The organism is Polynucleobacter sp. UK-FUSCHL-C3, assembly GCF_040409815.1.
Classification (GTDB): Bacteria; Pseudomonadota; Gammaproteobacteria; order Burkholderiales; family Burkholderiaceae; genus Polynucleobacter.
This window is the reverse complement of record NZ_CP099959.1, coordinates 1436753-1448119: the sequence shown is the minus strand read 5'-3', so window position 1 is coordinate 1448119 and position 11367 is coordinate 1436753. Positions and strand designations below refer to the sequence as shown.

At 48.5% G+C, this 11367-nt stretch carries 11 protein-coding genes; 8 read left to right on the top strand and 3 right to left on the bottom strand.

Annotation, left to right across the window (positions count from 1 at the left end; genetic code table 11):
* Window positions 1-108 precede the first annotated feature (108 nt).
* Window positions 109-459: a DUF6516 family protein gene (locus NKE59_RS07340; RefSeq protein WP_353438327.1), complete on the top strand. Its 351-nt coding sequence runs from the start codon at window positions 109-111 to the stop codon at window positions 457-459.
* On the top strand, window positions 447-821 hold the full coding sequence (locus tag NKE59_RS07335; protein WP_353438326.1) for a MarR family transcriptional regulator: 375 nt from the start codon (window positions 447-449) through the stop codon (window positions 819-821). The genes NKE59_RS07340 and NKE59_RS07335 overlap by 13 nt, the downstream gene beginning before the upstream one ends.
* 49 nt (window positions 822-870) lie before the next feature.
* Here NKE59_RS07335 and fliE read toward each other — a convergent pair whose 3' ends face one another.
* The 3 genes from fliE to NKE59_RS07320 are packed head-to-tail and all read right to left on the bottom strand — an operon-like array spanning window position 871 to window position 3868.
* Entirely contained in the window at window positions 871-1206 is a 336-nt protein-coding gene (fliE, locus tag NKE59_RS07330) for a flagellar hook-basal body complex protein FliE (protein ID WP_353438325.1), read from the bottom strand.
* A 40-nt stretch (window positions 1207-1246) separates the two neighbouring features.
* Complete coding sequence (locus NKE59_RS07325; RefSeq protein ID WP_353438324.1) at window positions 1247-2716, bottom strand: sigma-54 dependent transcriptional regulator; 1470 nt, start codon at window positions 2714-2716, stop codon at window positions 1247-1249.
* A gap of 18 nt (window positions 2717-2734) precedes the next feature.
* Window positions 2735-3868 carry a HAMP domain-containing sensor histidine kinase gene (locus NKE59_RS07320; protein WP_353438323.1) on the bottom strand — a complete coding sequence of 378 codons (1134 nt, stop codon included), beginning with the start codon at window positions 3866-3868 and terminating at the stop codon, window positions 2735-2737.
* A 225-nt stretch (window positions 3869-4093) separates the two neighbouring features.
* Here NKE59_RS07320 and fliF point away from each other — a divergent pair, with 225 nt between their 5' ends.
* The 6 genes from fliF to NKE59_RS07290 are packed head-to-tail and all read left to right on the top strand — an operon-like array spanning window position 4094 to window position 11344.
* A complete protein-coding gene (gene fliF, locus NKE59_RS07315) occupies window positions 4094-6058 on the top strand; it encodes a flagellar basal-body MS-ring/collar protein FliF (RefSeq protein ID WP_353438322.1) in 1965 nt (654 codons plus the stop codon).
* A gap of 21 nt (window positions 6059-6079) precedes the next feature.
* A complete protein-coding gene (gene fliG, locus NKE59_RS07310) occupies window positions 6080-7174 on the top strand; it encodes a flagellar motor switch protein FliG (protein ID WP_353438321.1) in 1095 nt (364 codons plus the stop codon).
* Window positions 7161-7916: a FliH/SctL family protein gene (locus NKE59_RS07305; RefSeq protein ID WP_353438320.1), complete on the top strand. Its 756-nt coding sequence runs from the start codon at window positions 7161-7163 to the stop codon at window positions 7914-7916. Before fliG ends, NKE59_RS07305 begins: the two co-directional genes overlap by 14 nt.
* A complete protein-coding gene (locus NKE59_RS07300; protein ID WP_353438319.1) occupies window positions 7897-9324 on the top strand; it encodes a FliI/YscN family ATPase in 1428 nt (475 codons plus the stop codon). The genes NKE59_RS07305 and NKE59_RS07300 overlap by 20 nt, the downstream gene beginning before the upstream one ends.
* Window positions 9321-9767 (top strand): flagellar FliJ family protein, encoded by a 447-nt coding sequence (locus tag NKE59_RS07295; RefSeq protein WP_353438318.1) that lies wholly within the window; start codon window positions 9321-9323, stop codon window positions 9765-9767. Before NKE59_RS07300 ends, NKE59_RS07295 begins: the two co-directional genes overlap by 4 nt.
* A 26-nt stretch (window positions 9768-9793) precedes the next feature.
* Window positions 9794-11344, top strand: a complete 1551-nt coding sequence (locus NKE59_RS07290; protein ID WP_353438317.1) for a flagellar hook-length control protein FliK — start codon at window positions 9794-9796, stop codon at window positions 11342-11344.
* Window positions 11345-11367 lie beyond the last annotated feature (23 nt).

Genomic DNA, 11367 nt, shown 5'->3' with positions numbered 1-11367 from the left:
TTGGCCTGAATCCAAGCTAGATTTAGAAATATGTCCAATATGAAAAGGCTTTAACTTTTCCTGAATTCAGGTATGCAATTAGATTGCACATCTGTTACACTTTAGTTAATGAATAAAAAATCAATGCCCAAGGTTGAAACTCAGCTGGAGAGAGAAACTTTTCATCTAAAGGCAAGTAATGGTGGTGGACTTCTTAGTTTTGAGGTTTGGGGTTATGTGAAGGATGGTAAGACAGTGGTAACAAGGTACAACTTGGCATATATCAATCGATTAATTTGCCAAAAAGATAACGGGCGAGTGCTTGGGTTTGATAATGCACACGATTACCACCACAGGCACTATATGGGAAAAGTTGCCCCAGTGGAGTTTGTGAGTTATGAACAAACCTTGGAGCGGTTTCAAGAAGAATGGCAGATAATCGTTAAAGGATTAAAAAAGGGGAAGAAATGGCAAAAGTAATTATTCGTACTGATAAGGTTGAGAGCTTTTTTGATCGTGCTCGAAAGGCTGCACAAAAAGCCGACCGCGGCGAGTCATTTAAAAAATCAGCCACTTTCTCATTTGAAGACCCTCAAGAGATGTTCATGGTTCTTTCAGAAGCGCGCAGACGCTTGATGCTGGAGGTCATGGATGAACCCAAGACAATTACTCAACTGACAGTCAAATTACATCGCGAACGTTCCGCCGTTACCAAGGATATTGGACTCTTGGAGAAATTAGGATTACTTGTTTCCCAAAAAAGGTCAAATCCAGGGCATGGTGTTGAGAAGTTGGTTAGAACAGTTGCGCCAAAAATTGAGATGATCGCAACCTTGGGTTAATTAAACCAAGGATAAAGAGCAACTTCCTAAAACGTTAGGGGGTTTAGATTTAAACCTGCAGGCTGGTGACTTCTTTGTAGGCATCGACTAAGCGGTTACGAACCGCAATCATGCCTTGCAGAGAGAGGTTGGCTTTTTGTAGAGAAATAATGACTTCTTCCAAGGAAGTGTCAGAATTGCCGGCAGAAAATGCCTGTGCCTTGGCTTGGGCCACGTTTGAGGCATTGCTGACATTCTCAATCGCGTTCTTCAAAATGTTCTGGAAATCGACTCCGTTACCCGCTTTAGGGTCAGTGTTGGCAGGAGCACCAGGCAAGCCGGTGGCCATTGCCGCCTGCATTGCTTGCATCCTAGCCATCATTGAATCGAGATTCTTGGTATCCATAAACCCTATTATTACGATCTTTTCTAATTAAATCAATACTTTACTTATCCACCTCAAAACCAGCCTCTTTATAGGATTTGAGCTTATAGCGTAGTGCTCGCTCTGAAATCCCTAAAATCTGCACCGCCTTACTGCGATTACCGCCAACTTGGGCTAAGACCTTGAGGATATGCTCCCGTTCCACCGAGTTCATATCGTTAGCGCTAGACCCTTGGGTACTTGTTAAATTAGATGCAATATTTGTGCCATTTTGCGGGTTTTCCCTCAAAGAATGTGAGGAGGCACTCTCATTGGGTGGTTTTTGGGAATGGATCTCGAGGTGCTCAGCCCCAATTTCATCACCGTCACAGAGAAGCACAGCGCGTTGGATGATATTTTCCAGTTCTCGAACATTACCTGGCCAGTTGTACTGGGGGAGCATCTCCAGAGCACTGGGGCCCAAGACTAGATCATCGCGACCAATATTGAGGCGATAGCGTTTTAGGAAAAAATCGGCGAGTGGCAAGATATCGCCAGCGCGTTTATGGAGCTCTGGAATATGAATCGGAAACACGGCTAAGCGAAAGTAGAGGTCTTCTCGAAAGCGACCGGCTTGTACCTGTTCCTCCAGATTGCGATTGGTGGCAGCAATGATGCGCACGTCGGCTTTAATTGGTTCAGCCGAACCCAAACGCTCCACCATCTTATCTTGCAAGACCCGCAAAAGTTTGGCTTGCAAGGATGCAGGCATCTCACCAATCTCGTCTAAAAATAATGTGCCGCCATCGGCTTGCTCAAACTTACCCGACTGCGATTTAGTAGCGCCAGTAAAGGAACCTTTTTCATGACCAAAAAGAATCGACTCCAAGAGCGTATCGGGGATCGCTGCGCAATTAAGAGCCACGTAAGGACCGCTCGCACGCTTGGAGGTGAGATGAATGTGGTGCGCAATGATTTCTTTACCAACCCCTGAGCCGCCCGTAATCAAAACGCTCGTATCGGTTTTAGCAACCCGCTCGCAACGCGCCAGTGTATTAATCATGGCAGGGTCTACTGCAATGATGGCGGGTGACAGTTTTTGTTGATCCGCTACTAATTTAGGAGGTGACGCTACGCTGGTTTGGATTGCAGTACTTGTCTCATGGGGAAGATTGGGTGGTCGATAGCGCGAGATAATTTCGATTAGTTGATCGGGCACGAAGGGCTTAATTAGAAAATCACGCGCACCGGCTTTCAGAGCTTCAACCGCGAGCTTGGCATCGGCAAACGCCGTCATCACAATGACTGGCAGGTCGGGGATTTCTTTGAGAGCTATTTTGAGCAGATCAAGACCGTTCATGCCAGGCAGACGGTAATCAGTAATCAGAACGGTTTTGAGCCCAGGTTGCAAAAGTGGCAGAACACTCTCGGCGCGTTGATGGGTCACAAAGTCAATGTGATTCAGGCGTAAGGTAACCGCAATCGCCTCACGCAAATCTTCATCGTCTTCAACCAGAATGACAGGAAAGTCAGTATTGGTGGGGGTCATCATGGGGCTAGTGTGCTCGTCCTATAAAGAGTTCATGCAGGGTAAGGTAATCGTAAAACGCGCACCCTTGGAATAGTTCTCAGCATGGATTGAACCACGGTGCGCCTCTAAGGCGTTCTTTGCAATCGCTAATCCAAGACCGGTGCCATTGGAGTGTCCCGTCGAGAAGGGTTCAAATAAAGAGTCAATCATTGCTTGCGGAATACCAGGGCCTTGATCTTCGATGACGATGGTCACGCGTTGCGCATTGCTACTGCCTTCAATAGAAATCTGTTTACCCGACTCGGAGACCTCTAGAGCATTTTCTAAAATTGCTAAGAGGGCATTCACAATCGCTTGCTGCTCGACATTTACCAATTGGTCTTTGGAGAGATCAATTTTAGAAAGCAGTTGCACTCCCTTTTTCTCACACAGCGGACGAATAGCCTGCTCTGCCGTTTGCACAATGCTGGCAATGGGAACCAGTTCAGACTTGCGGGGCCGATTGGTAATAAAGCGCAACATATCTTGCGAGAGTTTTTCTAAGCCAAGCAGTTGCTTACGTAGACGCTCGGCAAACTCTTTGGATTCTTCTACAGCAATCTTGCCATCGCACAGGTGCGAAGAGTAGAGCAGAGCAGTTGCTAGTGGCGTGCGAAATTGATGCGCAATGCTAGCTGCCATTTTACCCATGGCTGCTAGACGATTTTCTTGCTGCGACTGTTGATGCAAATGAATGTTGGCGCTGATGTCTTGAATTTGCACAATGCTGCGACTTCCCTCATCGATGCGCACCAATTGCACCGTGCGCCTTCCAGCGGGGCTTTCAATTAAGTACTCGCCCGGTGCAATCGACGCCTGCCAATCACTCGGCAAGGTCAGTGCTTCACCAATCACAATCTTGGGCAAGAACTTTAATGCCGATGGATTGTGCAAAGACACCAGGTTATGTTCAAGAAGAACAACCCCAGCTGGAATAGCATTGAGCAAAATACCCAAGCGGTGGTTTGAGTCATAGAGCTCTTGGGTGAGCTGATTAATTTTCTCTTGTAAATCAGCCTGTTGCGACTCTAGCTTCTTGGATTCTTCATAAAACAGGGCAAAAGCCTCTGCGAGCTGATTGGGCATCAACTGTGGGGCTGGATCCTTAGGCTCAGAGGCAAGCGGTTTAGGCATGGTTGCGGGTAAATGGGGAGGCGAAATCGGCAAAATTTTCCTATAAATCGGCAATATTTGTTATAGAATATCAACATTTAGTGGTTTAATGATAAAAATATTCTGTATATAGTTGTTTTGCCTTGTTTTTGACCGTTTTATGAAACAAAAATGAGGCTATTGGAGACGCGCTGATTGCATCCACTAGTATTTTTGTAACTGATTGATTTAATTAGGAATCTGCCATTGAGCGATGAAGCCGTACCCGGAATGCAGGGAGATGGTAAAGATGCTGCTGTAGTCAATATTGGCTCAGGCAGTGCGGCTTCTGCACCCCTTTCGCCAGCCATGGCAGCAATCGCAGCCCGGGCAGCAAGTGCCCCTGCAAAATCATCAGCCCCCCCAAAATTGCGCGAACTCATGTTTCGGTTCTCAGCGCTTAATCTTCAGCAGCGCTTAATTGTTGCGGCCGCACTGATTCTCTTTTTAGCAGCGATTATTTTTGTATCCCTCTCAGGACGCAAAAGCGATTTCCGTGTTTTGTTCTCAAGCATTAATGAGCGCGATGGTGCTGCGATTGTTGCCGCCTTGCAGCAGATGAATGTGCCCTATAAATTTACCGAGGGTGGCGCCGCTATCTTGGTCCCAGAATCCTCGGTGTATGAAACCCGTCTCAAGTTAGCGGGTCAGGGTCTCCCCAAATCCGGTAATGTCGGCTTTGAACTCCTTGAAAACCAAAAGATGGGGACGAGCCAGTTTGTTGAGCAGGTCAATTACCAGCGCGGACTTGAGGGAGAGTTAGCGAGAAGCATTAGTTCTTTGAGTCAAGTGAAATCAGCGCGCGTGATGCTCGCCATTCCCAAGCAAACGGCATTTATGCGCGAGCAAGAGAAGCCCACTGCATCGGTGGTGGTCACCATGCACCCCGGTCGATTCTTAGATAACCAGCAAGTAGCTGCAATCGCTAACTTAGTGGGCTCCTCGGTTCCTAATCTTGGTCCAGCGAACGTCACGATTGTGGATTCTGAGGGAAGCTTATTAGCACCCAATCCACAACGCTCGGTGGGCTTAGATAGCACCCAACTCAAATACGTTGCCGAACTCGAGGGTGCATTATCCAAACGGGTACAAGCGATTTTGGAACCCGTTGCCGGTAAAGAAAATGTGCGCGCGCAGGTCACCATCGATATGGATTTTGGTGAACTAGAGCGCATGGAAGAAACCTTTGGGCGTAATACGCCACCTAATCAGGCGTCGATTCGTAGTCAACAAAGTAATCAAGGCTCGACAGGTAGTTCTGCAGCATCTGGAGTTCCCGGTGCGCTCACCAATCAACCCCCTGGTGGTGGGCAGGCGCCACTGAATACGCAGGCAGCGGGTAACAATAATCCCCAAAATCTCAATGCACCTCCCGGTAACACAGGAAGTGGTGTGACCAATAATCGAAATGACAATGTCGTTAATTACGAACTCGATCGTGCGATTCAGAGGATTAAGGCGGAAAAGGGCAAGGTCAGACGCGTCTCCGCAGGTGTGGTCGTTAACTTCAAACCGGGAGGCGTGGACAAGGATGGCAAGCCTCTGAAGCCAGTAGCCTATAACGCCAAAGAGATTGAGCAAATTAATAATTTAGTAAAAGATGCTATTGGCTTTAATGAAAAAAGAGGCGATAGTGTGAGTGTTGCCAATATCTTGTTTAAGGCCGAAGCTAGTGATGAGCCACCCTTTTATAAACAGCCTGGAGTTATCGAACTTAGTAAAGAGTTCTTCAAGTTCGTCATCATTCTGGGCTCATTGGGTATCTTGTTCTTTGGGGTAGTACGCCCACTCTTATTTCCACCGAAAGTCGATCAAGCCTTGGAAGAGCAGCGTATTGAAGAAGAATTTGATGAAAAGATCAAAGCCGAAATGGAGACCATGTCACCGGCGGCTCGAGAGAAACGCCGGATGGAGGTTGAGCTAGAGCGCGAGCGTCGTCGCATTCAAGAAGAGGAAGAGCGCGCACGTCTTGAGGCTGAGAAAAAAGCGGAAGAAGAAAGTCGTAAACGCCTTGAGGATGAGAAAAAAGCAGAATACGATGAGCTCTTGGCCTACGCAGTTGAGTATGTGGAATCTAACCCCAAGGTGGTCTCTGGCATCTTCAAAGAGTGGTTAGCAAATGATGCTGCCAAAACCAATGAAGCAAATGTAGCCTCTGGGGGAGCTGCTTAATGACAAAGAGAGTGATTGGCAATGCCTGACGAACAAGCCGCCCCGAAGACCCTCTCGATTGCCGATGCCCTGAAAGAAGGCGTCAAGGGTGCTCAACAAACTGGCACGATCACCTTTGATGATCTCGATGGAGCATCAAAGGCTGCGGTGATTTTGTTAGCAGTAGGCGCAGAGTCGGCTGCGAATGTCTTGCGGCAGATGACCCCATTTGAAGTGCAACGCCTGTCGGGCAAGATGGCCGTGGTGCGCTCGCTCAGTCGCGATCTTGTCTTGCAGGTTCTGCGCGAGTTTAAAGAGGTGACTGGCAATAACGCACAGGTATCGTTTGACACCGATTCCTTCATGCAAAACATGTTGACCAAGGCCATGGGTGCTGAGGGTGCATCCGATCTCTTGGGACGTTTGGAGTCCACCCTCGACATGTCCGGAATTGAGACCCTAAAGAGAATGGAATCCGATGTTCTCTATGAGATGATCAAGAATGAGCATCCACAGATTATTGCTACGGTGATGGTCTTCTTGGAGTCTGCTCAGGCAGCCTCGGTCTTGAAATTATTCCCCGATGAGCTCAGAAATGAACTGATCTTGCGGGTGGCTCTCCTAGAGAAAGTCCAACCTGCTGCATTGAAGGAGTTAAATGAAGTGATGTCACGTTCTGCTGGACCTGATTCTGATTTCCGTCGCAGTACGGTTGGTGGTATTGTGCCAACCGCCGAGATTCTCAATATGCTCTCAGGCGGACTCGACAAAGCTGCTTTGGATAATATTCGGGGATACGACGCGGAGTTGGCCGATGCGATTCAAGAGAAGATGTTTGTCTTTGAGGACTTCTTGGAGATTGAGGATCGCTCCTTGCAAACTATGTTGTTAGAGGTGCCCAACGATACCTTGGTTATTGCTCTCAAAGGTGCAAGTCCTAAATTGCGTGAGAAGCTCTTTAAGAACATGGCTAAGCGTGCTGCCGATGGAGTGCGTGAGGATCTAGAAACACGACCACCGGTCAAGATTCAGGAAGTCGAAGAGATGCAAAAAGAAATCATCCGTGTCGCGCGTGCCTTGGCTGAAGAAGGCCGCATGATTATGGAACGAGGTAAGTCGGCCGATGCCTTCCTCTGATCAGGACTCATTACCACTGCGGTGGGAGATCCCCTCATTCGATCCTCCCAAGCCCCCAAAGCCCCCTAAACATCCCCCCATTCAATATCCTACGGTCGAAGAGGTCGAGGCGATTCGGGCTAGTGCATACCACGAGGCTTATGAGCTTGGATCCAATCAAGGATTTATCGAAGGACGTGAGAGTGGATACAAAGAGGGTCAGGCCAAAGGCTATGAAGAGGGTTATCAAAAAGGCTACCTTGATGCCCATACCGAAACCAATCGCTTACATGATGCTCTGAAAGAGTTATTGCTAACGCTCGATGGTTTCCCTCAAGCTATTTCGGAGCCACTGACCCAACTTGCTTTTGAGATCGGCGCTCGACTTTCTGCCAATGAGTCGATGGAGCGAGCCCCATTTGTAGCTGCGGTGCAAGAAGCGCTGATGCGTTTACCCCGCCCTGGTGAGAGTTTGTATTTGCGGATCCGCTCTGAAGAAGTGGATACCTGGAAAAAAATAGTAGAAGATCCTGGCCTGCCATTTACTTGTTCGGTTTTAGTCGATGCTGATGTGCAGCTGGGTCACGCTTATGTGGAAGTGGGTGGAGCGCGGATTGATGTGGGTAAAGAAGCGCGCAAGGCTTTGGTATTTTCTGCGCTTGGTCTAAGTGGAGGCCCCGCAAAAGCACCAGACCAGAACTCAGTGATTGCGCTCGAGTCTCCAACTATCGAGGGCGATAGCCATGAGCCTCCAGCTAACTGAGTTTGCCTCGCAGTTACATCTCCAAGGAGAGATACTCAAAGAGGCTCCGCGCTCTATTCGTGAGGGTAAATTAAAACGGGTCTCGGGGATTGTGTTGGAGGTCGAGGGCTTGCCAATGAGTATTGGCTCTGGCGCAACCATAGTTTCTCAAGCGGGTGACTTAAGTTTTGATGCCGAGTGTATTGGCTTTAATGGCGGTATTACCTATTTGATGCCAATCGATACGGTCGAAGGTATCGCTCCGGGGGCTCTTGTTTATCCTGCTAAAACACCGGTTGATTATGGCAAGGGGTACATCACCAAATCGGTCATCGAGCCCTTACCGATTGGCGAGGAGTTATTGGGCAGGGTGGTCGATGGATTGGGTCGACCGATTGATGGCAAGGGCTCGGGTAGTAATAAGCTTATCGCTCAAATCCAACGCAGTATTAATCCCTTGGATCGCACACCGATTCATGAGCCCTTGGATACGGGTATCCGCGCGATTAATGGTTTGCTAACGGTTGGGCGTGGTCAACGCGTTGGGATCTTTGCAGGATCGGGCGTTGGTAAAAGCGTTTTATTGGGAATGTTGGCGCGTAATTGTGTTGCGGATGTCATTGTGATTGGTCTTGTCGGTGAGCGCGGTCGCGAAGTGCGAGAGTTTTGTGAAGATACGCTTGGCCCAGAATCTTTTGGTCGGGCGGTGGTGGTTGCAGCTCCAGCAGACGCCTCACCATTAGCCCGCTCAAAAGGGGCATCGTATGCAACCGATGTGGCGACTTGGTTTCGGGATCAAGGTAAACACGTGGTCTTGATTGTAGATTCATTAACGCGCTACGCGATGGCTCTGCGCGAAATTGGTCTGAGCTTAGGTGAGGCACCGGTGGCGCGCGGCTATCCACCAAGCGTCTTTGCGCGCATGCCCGAACTAGTCGAGCGCGTTGGTAATGGTGCAAATCCCAATGGATCGATCACAGCGTTTTACACCGTCTTATTAGAAGGCGATGATACGAATGATCCAGTGGCCGATACAGCCCGCGGAATTTTGGATGGCCACTTTTTCTTATCCAGAGAGTTAGCCGATAGCGGACACTATCCAGCCATTGATATTGAGAAGTCCATCTCACGGGTTATGCCCAAGGTATCGAGTCGGGAACATTTAATGAGTGCACGGCGCGTAAAGCAACTCTATAGCCGATATATGCGCGGACGGGACTTAGTATCCATGGGCGCTTATGTTGCGGGAAGCGATCCAGAACTGGATGCTGCACTTCAGTCGTGGCCCAAAATCAAAGAGTTTTTGCAGCAAGACTCGGAGTTCAGTGTGGGGCTTGAGAGCACCTTGCAAGAACTCGAGAGTATTGCTCCAAGTGAGATCAGCCCTAATGTTCCGAGTCCTGCCATGCAGAACATCCGACGGATATGAAGCCCATTGAACTACTCCTCCGTTTAGCCAAGATTCGGGAGGATCAGGCGATGGCCAATGCGCGCAGAGCGACCGGGCAGGTCAATCAAGCCCAAGGCTTTCAGAAACAGGTCTTGGACTATGCCAAGGATTATGAGAATCAGATTATGGAGGGAGCCAAAACCGGTACCTCGGTGGCATTTATACAGGATGCCAACGCCTTTCGGGAGAAATTACTGCTTAGTTCTGCAGAAATAAGTAATCAAATCAAGGGCTTATCCATTGGTTCCGAGCAAGCCTTAAAAATAGCCATGCAAGCTAAGATGCGCTCACAAGGACTTGGTAAATTGGTCGCCAAAGCCCACCTAGAGGCCCGCAGAAAGCTTGCGCGGTCTGAACTCAACCAAATGGAAGACAACTACATTGCACGCCTTAATCGATATTCTGGCACGGAAAATGCTTAGATAAGGATGTCCTTTATGGAGAACGTATGTCTTTTGCAAACGCTGTACCGTCTAAGCACCAGGTAAGCCAGCTACAAGCTGGCCGGGAGCCGTTTGCGTCCAAAGATAAGCTACCCTCCAATGCTGGTGGGCTTGAGGACTTCCTCAATGAGCTTAACCAAGCCACGAATTTACGCATGCAGGTCCAAGAAGAGACGGCTACCGATAACCGCCTAAAGGGTAAGAAAGCACCAGAAGTAAAGGATTCCAAGACCGATCCTGAGGTGCAAATATTGCATAAACAAGAACAAAGCACTCAAAATCCTGCAAATATTGCCGATTCAGGTGCTCGTTCCGATCCAGCGATTGCCAAAATCATGGCGGCCCTGGAGCAATTAAATCAACAAAATCAAGCAAAGGCTGCTTCGCTCTTAAGTAACTGGGGCGAGACCGCATCGGTTGGCAAGCTCGATCTCGAGAGTTTGCGCACGAACCTTAAGAATTTAGGCTTTGAGAGCATATTGGGCGATCTTGAGAAAGCCCAAGCCGCTGGCAATTTAGAGCAGGTTGCAGGGTTACAAGCAAATTTAGCTGAAAAACTACTCGCCCAGTTAGGAAACCTCAACGCCCAAAATAAAGATGCACAGGTCGGCATATTAAGTGCCAAGGCAAGTATTGATGCAAAAACCTTGCAGGCCCTTGAAGCACAGAGAAACCAGATAACAGCGAATCAAACCATCAATCAAGCCCTTCAGAAGCAATTATTGGCCCAAGAACAGATGAATACGCCGGTGGCGGGATCAGAGCTCGTGCGTGTGATCGCAGTTGAGCCTAGCCTAGCCCAAGAGCTAAAGATGAAGCAAGCTGCTGATTTAGATACAGAATTTACCCTTACGCACAATACTCTTTTGGGTTCTAAGGCGATGGAGTCGGTGTCTCTGGACGAGAGTGCCGTTGCTGTAGAAGATATCGATACATTGGTGAGCGGTAACAATCTACTGGCCAAATCATTATTGGATGGGCAAGCTCTAATTAAAACCGAGAAGCCATTAGACAAGTCTGTTGGAGATGATTTCAGTGGCAATTTGCTCAGCGCATCCCAAGTGGCACAAAGCACTACTGTTAGCACCCCCACCCAGATTGCAATGAGCCTCAATGAGGCCTCTATTGTTTCTGGACCGTTGCATAGTGAAATCATGAGCGCAGCCAAATCAGGCGGTGGCAGGATTCAGTTGGAGTTAACGCCACCTGAGCAAGGAACCATTCGGATTGATTTACGGATTGATCAATCGGGTAGGGCGCATTTGATTGTGGAAGGTGCCAGCGATGCCGCTAAAGCACGCTTGGATCAAGGTGGTCAGCAACTAAAGAATGAGTTTGCCCAAATGGGCCTCAATTTATCCCTTGATCTTCGACAGGGGGATAGTCGTTTTGCACAAAATCAGCAATTTGGGTCTGATCAAGCCCGTTTTGCCCAGCCTAGTTCTTCTACCGATAGATCCTCCATGGGGATTGGTTTATTATCTGAAAGACTCGCAAGCTCAAGATTCTTAAGTGATAATGCGAGTGGTGTTTCAGGTATTCACCTGTATGCTTAATACAGTTATCTATGAGGATCGGC

Excerpts from the sequence above, each read along its gene's own strand:
- NKE59_RS07340 (WP_353438327.1), top strand. The coding sequence starts at position 109 with ATGAATAAAAAATCAATGCCCAAGGTTGAAACTCAGCTGGAGAGAGAA.
- NKE59_RS07335 (WP_353438326.1), top strand. The coding sequence starts at position 447 with ATGGCAAAAGTAATTATTCGTACTGATAAGGTTGAGAGCTTTTTTGAT.
- fliE (WP_353438325.1), bottom strand. The coding sequence starts at position 1,206 with ATGGATACCAAGAATCTCGATTCAATGATGGCTAGGATGCAAGCAATG.
- NKE59_RS07325 (WP_353438324.1), bottom strand. The coding sequence starts at position 2,716 with ATGATGACCCCCACCAATACTGACTTTCCTGTCATTCTGGTTGAAGAC.
- NKE59_RS07320 (WP_353438323.1), bottom strand. The coding sequence starts at position 3,868 with ATGCCTAAACCGCTTGCCTCTGAGCCTAAGGATCCAGCCCCACAGTTG.
- fliG (WP_353438321.1), top strand. The coding sequence starts at position 6,080 with ATGCCTGACGAACAAGCCGCCCCGAAGACCCTCTCGATTGCCGATGCC.
- NKE59_RS07305 (WP_353438320.1), top strand. The coding sequence starts at position 7,161 with ATGCCTTCCTCTGATCAGGACTCATTACCACTGCGGTGGGAGATCCCC.
- NKE59_RS07300 (WP_353438319.1), top strand. The coding sequence starts at position 7,897 with ATGAGCCTCCAGCTAACTGAGTTTGCCTCGCAGTTACATCTCCAAGGA.
- NKE59_RS07295 (WP_353438318.1), top strand. The coding sequence starts at position 9,321 with ATGAAGCCCATTGAACTACTCCTCCGTTTAGCCAAGATTCGGGAGGAT.
- NKE59_RS07290 (WP_353438317.1), top strand. The coding sequence starts at position 9,794 with ATGTCTTTTGCAAACGCTGTACCGTCTAAGCACCAGGTAAGCCAGCTA.